At 34.8% G+C, this 15,407-nt stretch carries 13 protein-coding genes and 2 riboswitches; of the genes, 8 read left to right on the top strand and 5 right to left on the bottom strand.

Annotated elements, in window-relative coordinates:
* The first annotated feature begins 420 nt into the window (after window positions 1-420).
* Window positions 421-1,650 carry a sensor histidine kinase gene (locus F9279_RS07730; protein WP_152112219.1) on the top strand — a complete coding sequence of 410 codons (1,230 nt, stop codon included), beginning with the start codon at window positions 421-423 and terminating at the stop codon, window positions 1,648-1,650.
* Window positions 1,651-2,330: 680 nt separating this feature from the next.
* Here the strand turns inward: F9279_RS07730 and F9279_RS07725 are convergent.
* From F9279_RS07725 to F9279_RS07715, 3 genes are all read right to left on the bottom strand, one after another.
* The gene (locus F9279_RS07725; protein WP_152112218.1) at window positions 2,331-3,443 is read right to left on the bottom strand and encodes a 5-methyltetrahydropteroyltriglutamate--homocysteine S-methyltransferase; all 1,113 of its coding nucleotides are present in this window, start codon (window positions 3,441-3,443) and stop codon (window positions 2,331-2,333) included.
* A gap of 142 nt (window positions 3,444-3,585) precedes the next feature.
* Window positions 3,586-3,688, bottom strand: a riboswitch (SAM riboswitch).
* A gap of 124 nt (window positions 3,689-3,812) precedes the next feature.
* On the bottom strand, window positions 3,813-4,820 hold the full coding sequence (locus F9279_RS07720; protein ID WP_152112217.1) for a FecCD family ABC transporter permease: 1,008 nt from the start codon (window positions 4,818-4,820) through the stop codon (window positions 3,813-3,815).
* Window positions 4,820-5,830: a FecCD family ABC transporter permease gene (locus tag F9279_RS07715; RefSeq protein ID WP_152112216.1), complete on the bottom strand. Its 1,011-nt coding sequence runs from the start codon at window positions 5,828-5,830 to the stop codon at window positions 4,820-4,822. The genes F9279_RS07720 and F9279_RS07715 overlap by 1 nt, the downstream gene beginning before the upstream one ends.
* Window positions 5,831-6,216: 386 nt before the next feature.
* On the opposite strand from F9279_RS07715, the gene F9279_RS07710 reads away from it, so the two are divergent.
* A complete protein-coding gene (locus F9279_RS07710; protein WP_152112215.1) occupies window positions 6,217-7,299 on the top strand; it encodes an NAD(P)/FAD-dependent oxidoreductase in 1,083 nt (360 codons plus the stop codon).
* A gap of 413 nt (window positions 7,300-7,712) precedes the next feature.
* Here the strand turns inward: F9279_RS07710 and F9279_RS07705 are convergent, their stop codons facing one another.
* The gene (locus F9279_RS07705) at window positions 7,713-8,567 is read right to left on the bottom strand and encodes a hypothetical protein (protein ID WP_152112214.1); all 855 of its coding nucleotides are present in this window, start codon (window positions 8,565-8,567) and stop codon (window positions 7,713-7,715) included.
* A 155-nt stretch (window positions 8,568-8,722) separates the two neighbouring features.
* Here F9279_RS07705 and F9279_RS07700 point away from each other — a divergent pair, with 155 nt between their 5' ends.
* The 3 genes from F9279_RS07700 (at window position 8,723) to F9279_RS07690 (ending at window position 9,801) form a co-directional block, all read left to right on the top strand.
* Window positions 8,723-8,941, top strand: a complete 219-nt coding sequence (locus tag F9279_RS07700; RefSeq protein WP_413463200.1) for a hypothetical protein — start codon at window positions 8,723-8,725, stop codon at window positions 8,939-8,941.
* 14 nt (window positions 8,942-8,955) lie between these two features.
* Window positions 8,956-9,264 carry a spore coat protein gene (locus F9279_RS07695; RefSeq protein ID WP_152112213.1) on the top strand — a complete coding sequence of 103 codons (309 nt, stop codon included), beginning with the start codon at window positions 8,956-8,958 and terminating at the stop codon, window positions 9,262-9,264.
* Between the two features lie 207 nt (window positions 9,265-9,471).
* On the top strand, window positions 9,472-9,801 hold the full coding sequence (locus F9279_RS07690) for an MGMT family protein (protein ID WP_152112324.1): 330 nt from the start codon (window positions 9,472-9,474) through the stop codon (window positions 9,799-9,801).
* Window positions 9,802-9,842: 41 nt separating this feature from the next.
* Here F9279_RS07690 and F9279_RS07685 read toward each other — a convergent pair whose 3' ends face one another.
* Window positions 9,843-10,790 carry an L-lactate dehydrogenase gene (locus tag F9279_RS07685; RefSeq protein ID WP_152112212.1) on the bottom strand — a complete coding sequence of 316 codons (948 nt, stop codon included), beginning with the start codon at window positions 10,788-10,790 and terminating at the stop codon, window positions 9,843-9,845.
* Window positions 10,791-11,184: 394 nt separating this feature from the next.
* A riboswitch (TPP riboswitch) is annotated at window positions 11,185-11,285 on the top strand.
* Between the two features lie 112 nt (window positions 11,286-11,397).
* Here F9279_RS07685 and tenA point away from each other — a divergent pair.
* The 3 genes from tenA to F9279_RS07670 all read left to right on the top strand — a co-directional run bounded on the left by tenA (window position 11,398) and on the right by F9279_RS07670 (window position 15,254).
* Window positions 11,398-12,063, top strand: coding sequence for a thiaminase II (tenA, locus tag F9279_RS07680; RefSeq protein ID WP_152112211.1), 666 nt, complete (start codon window positions 11,398-11,400; stop codon window positions 12,061-12,063).
* Between the two features lie 256 nt (window positions 12,064-12,319).
* Window positions 12,320-13,753, top strand: coding sequence for a PTS system trehalose-specific EIIBC component (gene treP, locus F9279_RS07675; RefSeq protein ID WP_152112210.1), 1,434 nt, complete (start codon window positions 12,320-12,322; stop codon window positions 13,751-13,753).
* 247 nt (window positions 13,754-14,000) lie between these two features.
* A complete protein-coding gene (locus tag F9279_RS07670; RefSeq protein WP_152112209.1) occupies window positions 14,001-15,254 on the top strand; it encodes an extracellular solute-binding protein in 1,254 nt (417 codons plus the stop codon).
* Window positions 15,255-15,407 lie beyond the last annotated feature (153 nt).

Below are 15,407 nucleotides of genomic sequence, written 5' to 3'. Positions count from 1 at the left end.
GCAGCTTTGGCTACAGGCAGGTCTCTGACTGTCAGGCTAATCCCTTAGGAGTTGACCATACGCCTCTCCAAACTAATAAGTATTGGTTACTAAAACCTGCTTAAGGATATATATCCAAAAATAATATTACTTTTTTAGTGCCCTTCTAATCAAACCGACATAAGCATCACACCTTCCAATTTCATCCATCTCCTTCTCTGATATCCCGCTCTAAAATTCATGAAATTACATCCTATATATAGTTCTCCTATTTGTTACGTACAGTTTAATGGTATCTTTATAAGCTAGTTCCAATTATTCTCTAATGCACATCCTCTTATTTTTATATAAAAATTGGTTAATTTTTTACAGGATTTATGACGAATGCCCATTTTTTTGTTAAACTAAACTAATCATATTTTGGAAATAAAGGGGTTAATAATGGGTTGGAAAAAGGAACATAATCGTTTTTATTATGTATTCATGTTTGTCATTATCTTTTTAATGATTATTGGTCTAGTAGCAGCTATTCCTGAGAGTAGAATGATTAATTTATGGCATTATTTTCATTTGTGGATTGTTATATTGTTAGCTTGCTTATTGCTGATGTATCCAAAAAAATCAACATTTATGATGAGGTTTCTTATTATCCTTACTGGAATTATTTTCTTTTATTTGATGCTTTATCTTTATCCTGAAACGAGATTTTCCTTTATACTTATTTGTTTTATTCCTGCAGTAGCCATTCTCTTTTTTGATAGAAAGCTCTTTTATTTCTCGTTAGTTGCTAATTTGTGTTTATTTGTTATTGGGTATTTTTATCTTTATTTTTTGGGAGGAGATAAATTTCATTTTTTAGAAGTAAATATTGTGGGTAACTTTACAAATTTTCTGGGAAGCCAAGCTATTATCTACTTTATTTTTAGAATGTTTATTGAAAGAATACAGGAACAACAACTGTATTATGAGCAGTTGCAACAATCAGAAAGACAGCGTATGACAGGACAATTGGCTGCGGCAGTTGCTCACGAAATTCGAAATCCACTCACTGTAGTAAAAGGCTTTCTTCAATTATATGAACGGGATGAAAAAATAGATAAGGAAGCAAAAGGACATTTCCATTTAATGATAGATGAGTTAGAGGTTGCTGAACATGTCATATCACAATTTCTAACGGTATCAAAACCAGACAAAGATCTTCCTATTATAGAAATAGATATGGAGCTTGCCTTAAATAGTGTTGTGGATTTAGTAAGGACATACGGACTATTAAGAGATAATAGTATTTCGCTTCTTCTAGAAGAAAATTGTATGCTTAGAATCAACAGAATAGAGTTTAATCAACTTATGATAAATATTGTTAAGAATGCAATGGAGGCCTCTAAGCAAGGACAAGAGGTACAAATACATACAAAGATTGATAAAAAAAGAGATATGGTCGAGATAAGTGTAGTTGACTATGGACGTGGGATGGATCAAGAGGAAGTAAAACTATTAGGTGTCCCTTTTTATTCTTTAAAAAGCAAAGGTACTGGTTTAGGAATGATGATCTCCTTTAACATTGTGGAAAAGTATAAAGGAAAGATGAAGATTTATAGTAAAAAGGGTGTTGGAACAACTGTTAGAATTTATCTTCCTTTGGAAAGAAAGAAAAAAAGAAAAAAAGGATAGGGAGATTCCTTATCCTTTTTGCAGACTGTTGAAAAACAAAATTGTCTATGGATAATTTGTGAATATAGAGATAAATCCTCTCGTATAGCAATGGAAAACGAGGGTTTTTTTATGTACTTCATCTATTGAAAATAGGAAATTGAAAGAGCTATGAAATAATGTATGATGCTTCGTACCGTAGAAATTGGAAAAGATCACTTTTAGAAAAATAGTCGTAGAAATCCTCTTATTTTCGTTCCTTCCATGGAAAACAACGGAAATAGACGGAGGATTACGCCTATTTCCTTAGAATCCATGAAATCGGAGGAAATTTCTTTCCTTAGCCGGAAAATTCCGCTTATCAGCAAGGAAATTAACAATATATTTGCCATTAGTCGGAATTCTCCGCTTATTTTTGATGATTCCTACAAATTGGCTGTGGAATTTTCAACAAAATTATTAATATAAGTTAATGAAAAAGTCAATTAGGAAGAAAAATGTGATTTTTATCTAAAAAATTTATGTTTCAGTCGTGAGACTCCTATGGAATCTGCGAAAGCCTTGAGACCTATGGAAAGTGAACCGAAAGCCTATAACGGAAATCAGAACCTTATTTAGCGCGTTAATTACTTATACAAGTTCTCAACACACTCATGTTATAAAGATTGGAGGCATTCTCATTGGTATGATTTTTTTGCGTATTACTGTTGAACCTTTTGTTTTGCTTCCCATACTTCTTCTGCAACTTCTACGACTAATCGCAATTTATTCCATTGATCCTCTTCTGTTAGTTTATTTCCATGATGAGTGGAAGCAAAGCCGCATTGTGGACTTAAACAAAGTTGTTCTAGTGGTACATGTTTAGAAGCTTCTTCAATACGAGCTTTTAATTCTTCCTTCGCCTCTAACTCACCAAATTTAGACGTAACTAACCCTAATACGACCTTTGTACCATCATGAGGAATATGCTCTAATGGTTTAAAGTCACCTGAACGTTCATCATCATATTCGAGGAAAAATCCATCTACTTTTTCCTTAGCAAGAAGTGTTGGAGCAATGATAGAATAACTGCCTTCAAATGCCCAAGTTGATTGATAGTTTCCTCTGCAAAGATGAGTAGTGATAATTAAATCTTCAGGCTTATCCTCAAGCACTCCATTGATTACTTGAAGGGCTAAATCTATTAATTCTTGTCTATTTTCTATTTGATTATCGGGAGAAGATAATCGCGCAATATAGACGTCATCTAATTGTAGATAGCGCACACCTAAATCGTAGAAAGCTTGAATGGTTTGGCGATACGCAGTAATGATATCTTGCGTGTAATCTTCGATATTTGGATAAATATCTTGGTTTCGCATTTCTGGATAGAATAATTGGTTTGGACTTGGAATCGTTTGTTTAGCAATTGCTCGATCCCCAACAATTTCTTTAAACTCTTTGAAATCCTGGAAAAATGGATGATCAGGATTAAAGGCAATTTTTCCAATGTTACGTACATTGTACTTTTCTGTTTCTACCCCATCGAATTTATAACCAGTGTTAGGTACAAACCCTTCAAATCCGTTAAGATGCTCTAAAAAGTCTAAATGCCACCATGTTCTTCTAAACTCACCATCTGTTACAAGCTTTAATCCAACTTCAATTTGCTTATCAACAATACGTTTAATCTCTGCTGTTTCCACTTCTCTTAATTGTTCCTTGGAGATTTGCCCATCCTTCCAAGCTCTTCTTGCTTGTAATAAATTTTCTGGGCGAAGTAGACTTCCTACATGATCTGCTCGAAATGGTCCTTGGATAATCTGATTTGTCATTATTAAATTCCTTCTTTCTCTTAATAGTTTTAAAAGAGTGAAGAGTTATGGAGAGTGGGCTCTGTCTAGTTTATCAGTGCTCTTAAATAAAAAAACCTCTTCACAGATAGAAGAGGTTTGATATTATCGCTCAAGCAAACTCTTCTTATCTTCAAGCGTAATGCTCCTGGAATTAGCACAGTATTTTCGTAAAATCTGCTGCTGAGGTATCGCAGGGCCAGTCCCTCCACCTCTCTTGATAAGAAATCGATATGAAGTTGTCAAGTTTTGTTAGAATCTTAATTATCTGAATACAACAATAATCTAAAAAGTTTAATTAGTCAATAAAAATATCCCTATTGTTTTTTTGTTATATCAATATAATGTTGTTTAAGCTTTCTTTAATAATAGATAGATAAAATAAGGTGCTCCAATAAGGGAAACCATAATTCCAGCAGGTATGCCTTCTGGTTCTACTAAATTTCTGCCAACTGTATCAGCAAATAGTAATAACCATCCACCAAGTAAGATGGAAATAGGGAGATAAAGCTTATTTTTAGGTCCAATTAAGCTTTTGGCAATATGTGGCGCCATAAGTCCAATAAAGGAAATACTCCCAGCCACTGAGACGGCCGCTGCTGCTAAAGCGACAGCGATGACTAATAATATAGTTCTTTCGCGACTTATAGAGACGCCTAGTCCAATAGCCACTTGTTCACTTAAGCTTAACAAATCAATTTGAAGTGCTTTATATAAAGCGATAGGAATAAGAATAAGTAGCCATGGTAGTATGGCATAAATAAAGATCCAATCAGTGCCCCAGATATTACCTGCTAGCCATTTTGCTATAAAGTTCACTTTTTCTTGCTTAGAAGACGAGATTAGAACAATCATAATTCCTGATAATGCCATAGAAAAACCAACACCGATAAGGATAAAGCGAAGAGGCTGGAACCCAATTCCTTTCTTATAAGAAAATAGATAAATAACACCAAAAGTAAGTAAAGCTCCTATAAAGGCTACCAAAGGAATGAAATAGGTGAACGTACCAGCTTCAATCGGTACGAATAAGAAGAAGACGGCAACCGCAACTCCTGCTCCTGAATTAATGCCAATAATTCCTGGATCTGCAAGATCATTTCTGGTAATTCCTTGCAGCAAGGACCCAGATAAAGCAAGTGCAACACCAGCTAGAAACGTAATAATGATTCTAGGAAAGCGAATGGAAAATAGCACAAATTCTTCTTTAAAGCTACCTTCACCTAAGAAGGTAGGGATAATCCGGCTATAGGATACAGATGACGATCCAAGCCCTAAACTAACAAAAGTAGTGACAACTATAAGTATCATGAAAGATAAAAGGAATAATCGTTGCTTTTTTAAAGAATTAGTCATCATTAAAAGCCTTTGCCTCCTTTATTTACAATAAATAGAAAGAAAGGCAGACCAAGCATGGTGACAATGGCAGCAACAGATGTTTCTAATGGAGCATAAAGAGTTCTACCGAGAGTATCCGCAATCACCATAAAGGTTGCCCCAAAAATCGCCGACATAGGAATAATCTGGCGGTAATCTGTTCCAACAATAATCCTTACAATATGGGGAATCATTAAGCCGATAAAAGCCATATTCCCTACTAAAGCAACAGAAGCCCCAGCTAAAATGGTAATAACAATAAACAGAATAACCTTTATGTATTTTATCTGTTGACCTAAACCAATAGCTATTTCCTCACTCAAACTTAAAATAGATAATTGCTTAGAAAGAACTATAGATACAAGTAAGCCTACAAAAATAAATGGAACAATTAATTGAAGTTGGCTCCAGTTAGTCCCGATTAGCCCTCCAGAAGTCCACATTGATATATTTTTGGATACTTTAAAAAATAATCCTATTCCTTCAGCCGCTGCCGTTAAAAAGGTGGAAATGGCTGCGCCTGCTAAAACAAGCTTCAAAGGGGATAGACTGTTCCCTTTTATGAAGCTTATGCCAAATACAAGTAAAGTGCCTAAAGCAGCCCCTATAAAGCAAGTAATCATTATACCGAAATAATTAAGGGAAGGGATAAAAGCTAAAGCAATAGCAAGAGCGAAATTTCCTCCAGCAGTTAATCCAAGTAATCCTGGATCAGCTAAGGGATTTTTTGTAATGCCCTGCATGATGGCTCCAGAAACAGCAAGAGCTGCTCCTACTGAAATAGCTCCTACTTCTCTAGGTATCCGCAATTCTCTTAATATCGTAATAGATTCGCTGTTTGTATGAGAAAAAATGGCTAGCCAAACATCTTTGATAGAGATATGTGCTGCCCCAAGAATGAGAGAAAAAATAAAAACAAATAAAAAAACAAATAATGCGATGCTAATTTTTCCAATAAAGGGAATAGGGAGTTTCTTATTTTCTAATTCCATGAGACACGTCCTATTGATTGCTGTGAGAATTTCACAGTAAACTTATCATTTGTTAAGAAAAAAGAATTAGCGTTACATAGTCTTCTAGTAGAAGAAAGTAGTGCATAAATAAAAGGTTTATGAAGAGTTAACTGTTCTTTGAGCCACTGCATGGTTTATATCTTCCGCTCCTCTATTATAAAATTAGTGATAATGATAATCATTAACAGAATACAAAAATAGTAATGCTGATTTTATTTAATGTCAATAAAGCATTGAAAAATAGAGTGAAAAGAGTTAGTATTTAAATGAGAATGATAATCAATGTATACTTAAATAAGACAATTATTCATATAATATAGATATCTTTTACAGATGACATTACTAGGAGTAGGAGTGAGCAGTTCATGGATCAGAAAGAACTATTCGATGTAACGATAGTTGGTGGGGGACCTGCAGGGTTATATTCTGCTTTTTACAGTGGACTTAGAGAGATGAAAACAAAGATTATCGAATATTTACCACAGTTAGGCGGAAAGCTGCATTTATATCCAGAAAAAATGATTTGGGATGTCGGCGGTATTACTCCATTGCCTGGTGATAAGTTAAGAGAGCAGTTGGTACAGCAAGGATTAACCTTCCAACCAGAGGTAGTAACAGGTACAAAAATAAAGTTGATCTCTAAAAATGAAGAAGGATTATTTCAACTTGAAACAGATAGTGGAGATATCCATTACTCCAAAACGGTAATAGTTGCAGTAGGCAGTGGAATTGTTACACCACAGAAATTACAAATCGAAGGGGCAGAAAGATTTGAAGTTTCTAATCTAAATTATACAGTAAAATCATTAATGCATTTTAAAGATAAAGTAGTGGTCATTTCAGGTGGCGGTAACTCAGCTGTTGACTGGGCTTTAGAATTAGAGCCTATTGCGAAAGAAGTTTATTTAACATGTAGAAAAGATACCTTAGCAGGGCATGAAGCGAAAGCAACTGAAGTCTTAGATAGTAAAGTACAATGCTTATTCCATACTTCTATTACAAAGCTACAAGCGAATGAGGGACATGAGCGAATCGATTCTGTTGAGCTAACAAATTCCCAAACAGGGGAAGTCAAGCAAGTGATAATAGATGAAGTAGTTATTAATCATGGATATGAAATGGATTCTTCCTTATTAAAAAATAGTGAACTAGAAATTGAGATGCTAGATAATTTCTATATTGCGGGAAATGCAAATAGTGAGTCATCTGTTCCAGGATTATATGCAGCAGGAGATATCCTAAAGCACGATGGGAAAGTACACTTAATAGCAGGAGCTTTCCAAGATGCAGCTAACGCAGTAAATAAAGCAAAACAATACATCCAACCAGAAGCCACTAGCTATGGGATGGTGTCTTCACATAATGAACTATTTGAGGAAAAGAATAAAGAGATTATTAAAACCATGATTCAGTGTGATGACTGCTCCGTGATGAAAGTACGAGTTTAAATATAGAATGGAACCCCTCCTTGAAACGAGGGTTTTTTTATGTACTTTACCTATTCAAATAAGGAAATAATAGAAAATCGAAAAAAGCGATCAAATGTATGATTTTCTTCTCATAGAGAATTTGGAAAAGACCACTTTTAGAAAAATAGTCGTAGAAATCCTCTTATTTTCGTCTCTTCCATGAAAAACAACGGAAATAGACGGAGAATTACGCCTATTTCCTTAGAACATATGAAATAGGAGGGATTTCCCTTGCTAATAACCGGAAAATTCCGCTTATTAGCAAGGAAATTAACAATTTATTTACCATTAGTCGGAATTCTCCGCTTATTTTTGATGAATTCTACAATTGGCTGTGGTAATTTTTTCAACAAAGTGACCCTCCTTGAATAAGGAGGGGTTTCTACATACAATCATTCTGTAACAACAGTCATCATTAATGCATCTATAGGAACTTCATTTGTTTTTATACTATATACAATATCTCCTTCTTCAAAGCGAGAAATCACTTCCACATTAGCAGCATTTTCTGGGTAATCTACTTCAAATCGTCCACTCTCATTAGGAACAGGAAGAGCATTTAACTCTAAATAATCCACCATTTTTCTAGCTATATTCACATTATCAAGTGAAGAAGAGGAAAGTGTTTTAATTTGAAAAACCCAACGCCCTTCTTTCCATTGTAAATAAGTACTACCAGCTGCTCCTTCTTCCATCCCTACGATATCTTGACCTAAGTCAACAGCCATTTCATCAGGTATATTATCTAAAGAAGTTTCAGGGAAAAGCTCCTGCTGTTTAGTAGGATCAACATATACCTCCCCTTCCACTGTAGCAATCAACGAAATGTTCTGATTGGTATCATCTAATGTAGAATCATTAATGGGAATAAACGTATCTGTTTGATAAAAGGAAACAGAGTATGCCTGTTCTTCATTTTTATTGATTATTGCTGTTAAAAATCCCGTATCAGTAACAGGGAATTTAGTTGGTAATTTACTTTCTTTCATTAGTAATTCTGCTTTAACCTGATTTATTACTTCATCAGTAGAGAGAGTAGTTGATTCTTCTGTTGAAGAAGAAGTATCCTCTGTTGAATCTGTGGAGTTATCTTTTACATGGGATGGAGATGAATTAGTACTTTCCTCGTTGTTAGTAGTTTGTTCCGATTGGTTCTCGTTCATTTCTGAGCTTTCCGCTGGAGAATTATTACATGCTGTTAATGCGAGAAGTGTTACAAGGGTACTAGCTAGATATGTTTTTTTCAACTTTAATCCTTCCTTTCTTTTTTCGTCTTCTTACACTATTACCCTATATACAAAGATAAATATGATTATTCGAGAAGTTTCGAGTGAATAAAATGCTAATTTTTACTAAGGTTTAATAGATTGTTTTTGTTCAAACTACCTTTGAAGGAGGGGGTATGATGCAACCGTTAACTGGAAAAGAGCTTGAATATATAGCTGATAGTATGTCAAATGAGGACTTGTTAGTGAAGCAAGGAATTGTAGCACTTACACATGTACACAACCCTGCTGTACAACAACTTTTTCAACAATCTATAAAGCAAAATCAGCAGCATTATCAACAATTATTGAATACATTGCAACAACATGCTTCTATTGCACCGACAATGCAATAGGAAAGGAGAACAGAATGAATACACAAACACCGATAATCGGCGACCAAGATATTGTTTATTCTTACTTGGCTGACTTAAAAAGAACTTCAAGAGAGTATACTACTGCTGCAATGGAGAGTAACTGCCCAGAAGTACGTCAAATATTTGAGCAACTTCTTCAAAACACGCTTAAGCTACAGGAACAAACATATCAGTTAATGTCACAGCAAGGCTGGTATAATACTTCCTCCCCTGTATTAATAGCGGAAATTAACAAACAGATAAATAGCTATACACAAACACAGTCCCAAACGAATCAAATAGTACAACAAAATATGATGTAATGATGAAAAGGCTGGAAAAGATGTATTTTCGGCCGATGAAAGACCTGAATTAGTAGGCAATTTGCCTATTAATTCAGGTTTTATTTATTTGTTTCGTTACAACTTTTTAAACATATCATTAAAATATTAAGCTATCCATTAAACAGAATGAAATGGGAATAGGAAAAATTTTATGAGATAATAGAAAAAAGAATAGAGGTGAGCTCACTGACTCCTTTTACTACAAAAGTAATAGCAATCATAAAAGAGATTCCTACAGGAAGAGTAATGACTTACGGGCAGATTGCAAAGTTAGCTGGTAGTCCGAGAGCGGCAAGGCAAGTAGTGAGAGTGCTTCATTCTATGTCAAAAAATCATCAATTACCTTGGCATAGAGTGATTAACAGCAGAGGCTACATTAGCATAAATGGAGACCAAGCAACTATCCAAAGGCAATTGCTAGAGAATGAAGGTATCAGCAGTCAATTAGATGGAAGTATTGATTTAAAAACATATGGCTATGAGCCTCTACAATGGATGGAGGATGAGTATATATAAAAGCCTATTGCGTATGCGGCAATAGGCCTTTGTATTTAAGCTTATATGATGGAACTCATGGTTTCTTTAAGTACCGTAACAGAGTGATTAAATTGTTGCGTTTCTTTTTCGTTTAGTTTTAATTCTATTACTTCACGGATACCTTGTCGATTTATGATAGCGGGTACGCCTATATATACGTCATTATGACCATATTGTCCATCTAAATAGGCAGATACAGGCAGGATAGAATTTTCATTTCCAAGAATGGCTTTTGTAATACGAACAAGAGACATACCTATTCCATAATAGGTTGCACCTTTTCGTTGAATAATGTGATAAGCAGCATCCCGTACATTAACAAAAATGTCATCTAGATCTTTTTGAGAGTATTTTTCATTTTTACTAAGCATAGTTTCAATTGTTTCTAATCCTATAGTAGAAGTACTCCATACTGGAAGCTCGGTATCTCCATGCTCGCCTATGATAGCTGCGTGCACATTACGTGTATCTACATTAAAATACTCTCCCAACATATAACGGAAGCGGGCAGAATCTAGAGTGGTACCAGAACCAATTACTTTTTCTTTTGGAAGTCCAGATTCTTTCCAAACTACATAGCTTAAAATATCTACAGGGTTTGTTGCTATTAAATAGATGCCATTAAATCCACTTGCGGTAATCTCTTGAACAATGCTTTTGAAAATAGCTGTGTTCTTTGCTAATAAGTCTAATCGTGTTTCCCCTGGTTTTTGAGGTAATCCAGCAGTAATAACAATTAAATCAGCATCTCCACAGTCAGAATATTCACCAGCCCATACTTTTGTAGGAGATGGAGCGAAAGGTATCCCGTGATTTAAGTCCATTGCTTCCCCTGCTGCACGTTCTTTATTCACATCTATTAATACTAGTTCTTCTGTTACGCCTTGATTAATAAGTGAATAAGCATAGCTACAGCCTACAGCACCAGTTCCGATTAGTACAACACGATTAATGTTTTGATTTTTCATTTAGATACAACTCCTTTTTTTCTTCTATTCTAGTATGGACATTAGCTACATGAATGGTGTATTCCTTTATTTTCTTATGATCTTTTTCCACTACTTTTTTGTTTACCCTTTAAATATACAGGAAGAACAAGTTTAGTATAGAGTACTTAAGAAAAAACTTTTTTCTTCCCTTTTAGTGGTAAGCAACCAACATAATGAAATCCCTTTTTTTAGACTTAGTACTGTTTATATAGTGATTATACAATAAAACATGTGATTGTTATCACAATATTTATGTCTTTTTTGTGAATTTCCTGTAAAATAAAAATAGTTAAAAAGATTTATTTTTTGTATATTCCAACAATTAGATTGACAGGTGAAAAAGAGGTCATGTAAAGTAGAAGTAATTAAATAGGATATCCACTAGGGGAGCCTTATTTGGCTGAGACAAGAATTCTTGGACCCTTTGAACCTGATCTAGTTCACACTAGCGTAGGAAAGTGGAGTCGGCGCATACGATGATTTTTTGATTTCTTTCATTTAAGCCACTCCATTTTCGGAGTGGCTATTTGAGTTGTGATAGTCACTCAAGGTTCTTCCTATTTTTTTAAAAAAGGAGGAATGTGAAATGAGTTTTTCACAAGAATTAAGAAAAGAAGCAGAGCCAATTTTTCAAGCGATTATGGAGCATCCATTTGTGCAAGGAATTGCCAAGGGCGACCTACAAAAGGAGCAACTCATTCATTATGTCAAACAAGATTTTGAATACTTAAATGCTTTTATGAAGGTGTATGGGCTTGCAATAGCAAAGTGTGACACTCGTGAAGATATGGCGATATTCAATGAGCAAATCTCCTTTGTACTGCATAGTGAGGTTCACCCGCATAATAATTTTTGTGAAGTTGCTGGTGTTAGCTATGAAGAATTACAGGGTTACCCGTTGGCTCCTTCTGCCCATCATTACATAAGACATATGTTAACAGTAGCTTATCAAGGAGATTTGGCAGATATATTAGCTGTATTACTTCCTTGTCCATGGACTTACATTGAGATAGGAAAGAAATTGATAGAAGAGGTTCAACCAGAGAGAACACATCCTTTTTATGATTGGATTCATTTCTATGGAGATGGGCCCATGACTGTTACAGCTACACTCTGTGAGCGATTAGATGAGCTAGCCCTCTCACTTAATGAGGAAAGAAAAGTAAAATTGAAGGAATATTTTTTATTAAGCTGCCAATTAGAATATAAGTTTTGGGATATGGCATTCCAAGTAGAAAAATGGCCAGTATAAATTAATAAGAGAATACGTAATTATAAATAAGCATATAGTGCAGTACGAAAGAAAACAGGGTGGAAGAGAAATTTGATACCTGTTTTCTTTCGTACTGCTATTTATTTTTTTCCTGTAACTATATTGACACACCTGTATATACAACTTATAATGAAACCGTAAACAAAACTTGTATATACAGGTTTATTTTTAGCAATTATTTAATGATAATTATTAATACATCTAGCAAGATACACGAAAAGGAGGAAGAGATAGCATGGGGAAATATAGAGAACCAGCACAAGAGCTTCTTGAACATATTGGTGGAAGCGAAAACATTTCTGTAGTTACGCACTGTGCAACAAGAATGCGTTTTGTATTAAAGAACACCTCACAAGCAGATGTGGAAAACATTGAAAAAATCTCCTTAGTAAAAGGAACATTTACTCAGGCAGGGCAATTTCAGGTTATTATTGGAAACGAAGTAGCTTCTTTTTATAATGAATTTATTCAAATTGCAGGTGTGAGTGATACATCCAAGGATGACGCGAAAGAAGCAGCAAAGCAAAATATGAACTTCCTACAAAGAATGATTGCACATTTAGCAGATATTTTTACACCACTCATTCCAGCACTTGTAGTGGGAGGTTTAATACTTGGTTTCCGAAATGTAATAGGGTCTATCGATTTAATGGAAGACGGAACAAAAACATTAATAGAGGTCTCACAATTTTGGGCAGGAGCGGATAGCTTTTTATGGTTAATAGGTGAAGCAATATTTCAGTTCCTTCCAGTTGGTATAACCTGGGCAGTAGCAAGAAAAATGGGGGCAACTCCAATACTAGGTATTGTATTAGGTATTACTTTAGTTTCTCCACAATTATTAAATGCTTACTCAGTAGTTGGAGCAGAAGAAATTCCAGTCTGGGATTTTGGATTTGCTCAAGTGGAAATGATTGGTTATCAAGCGCAAGTTATTCCAGCTATCTTAGCAGGACTATTATTATCTTTCCTAGAATTACGCTTACGTAAAATAGTTCCAAACGCAATCTCTATGATTGTAGTACCATTCTTTGCTTTAGTGCCAACTGTATTAATTGCACATACAGTATTAGGTCCATTAGGATGGAAAATTGGTTCATTCATTTCAGATGTTGTGTATACAGGTTTAACTGGTTCACTTGGTTGGTTATTTGCGGCTGTATTTGGGTTTGCATATGCTCCTCTAGTAATTACAGGCTTACATCATATGACAAATGCTATTGACTTACAATTAATGAGTGAATTTAATGGAACTATGCTTTGGCCAATGATCGCTCTATCTAACATTGCACAAGGTTCAGCTGTTCTTGCCATGATTTTTATTAATCGTAAAAATGAACAGGAAAAACAAGTATCTATTCCTGCAACTATTTCTTGTTATCTAGGTGTAACAGAGCCCGCAATGTTTGGTATAAATTTAAAATATGGATTCCCATTCTTGGCTGCAATGTGTGGTTCATTAGTTGCAGCAATAATATCTGTAGGTTCAGGAGTAATGGCCAATTCTATTGGAGTAGGTGGTTTACCAGGTATCCTTTCTATCCAAACACAGTTTTGGGTTCCGTTTGCTCTAGCAATGTTAGTCGCAGTAGTTGTTCCTATGCTTTTAACCTTCCTATTCTCTAAATGGAATTTTGGTAAAATCTCTCTTAAGAGATTAAAAGGATAATAATAAGAAGAGTCAGATTCTCCGCAAATAAGGGAGAATCTGACTCTTTTTATGTATATGGTTGACAAAATAATGTTCTTTTATCATCATAAAATCTAGTTGGTATTTACATTAGATTAATAATTATTGGATAAGGTGCAAATAATAGTTGAGATATTCTGTTATCGGTAACACAGAGAAAGCGATTGCATTGAAAGCGTTTCGATTTTACAATAAGAATGTGAGATAAACAAGGAGGGAAAATTTCATGAAAAGTTATAAAAAATACTTAATGTCTGGAGTAGCTTTATTAACAGCTTTCTCTTTAGCTGCATGCGGCAATGATACAAAAGAAAATTCAGGTGGAAGCTCATCTGATGGAGAAAAAACATTAACAGTTTCTGTGGATGGAGATTCTTATAAAGAATATATTGAAAGCATTAAAGGTGATTTCGAAAAAGAAAATGACGCAAAAGTAAATGTAGTTGTAATGGCGATGACTGATCAAGCTGATGCATTAGCATTAGATGGTCCAGCTGGAACAGGTCCAGATGTATTCATCACTCCTTATGACCGAGTAGGTTCCATGGGAAGCCAAGGACATTTAGCAGAAGTGACAACACAACCAGAAGGAATTACGGATGCTGAATCAAAATTAGTTACATTTGATGGAAAACAATATGGTACACCATTTGTAATTGAAACATTAGTTGGTTACTATAACAAAGACCTAATCAATGAAATGCCAACAGATTTCTCTGGAGTAGAAGCATTAACAAGCGATAGCAAATATGCTTTTGAATCAGAATCTGGTAAAAATACTGCTTTCCTAGCAAAATGGACAGATTTCTATTATAGCTATGGTTTAATTGCTGGTTATGGTGGATACGCATTTGGTGAAGATGGAACAGATCCTTCTGATATCGGATTAAATAATGAAGGAACTATCGATTCTATTAAATATGCTAAAACTTGGTATGATCAATGGCCAAAAGGTATGCAAGATGTAACTGGTTCTGGTGACTTTATTACAGAAATGTTCACAACTGGAAAAACTGCAGTTGTTATTGATGGACCTTGGATGGCAGCTACTTATAAAGAAGCTGGCGTGAATTATGGTGTTGGTGCAATCCCAACGTTACCTAATGGTGAGAAATATGCTGCATTTGGTGGAGGAAAAGCTTGGGTAGCTTCTTCTTACGCGAAAGATCCAGAATTAGCAGCTAAATGGTTAGAGTATGTTGGTAACAGCGATAACGCAACTAAGTTCTTTGAAGACTTAAACGAAATCCCAGCTAATACAATTGCTCGTGAAGCAGTGCCAGCTGATAACGAATTAGCTCAAGCTGTAATTGCAAACTTTGAAAATGCTTCTCCAATGCCAAACATTCAACAAATGGCAGAAGTATGGGATGGCGGACAATATCTAATGTTCGATGCAGTATCTGGATCTAAAACACCAGAAGAATCTGCAGAAGATACAGTGAAAACAATTAAAGAATCAATTGAACAAAAATATTAAGCTATAGACAAATGAGGGGAGATTACTCTCCCTTCTAAAAGGAATTTCTAATTGTTTCGAAAGAATAATTAGAAATTTCTTCTTTAAATTAACGCAATCGTTTGCATTAATTTCCAATTATCGATGAATTTGGTTTACCAAAAGAAGTGGGGA

It is taken from the genome of Bacillus sp. B1-b2 (genome assembly GCF_009183415.1).
Lineage (GTDB): Bacteria > Bacillota > Bacilli > Bacillales > Cytobacillaceae > Niallia.
This window is presented reverse-complemented; position numbering and strand designations above follow the sequence as displayed.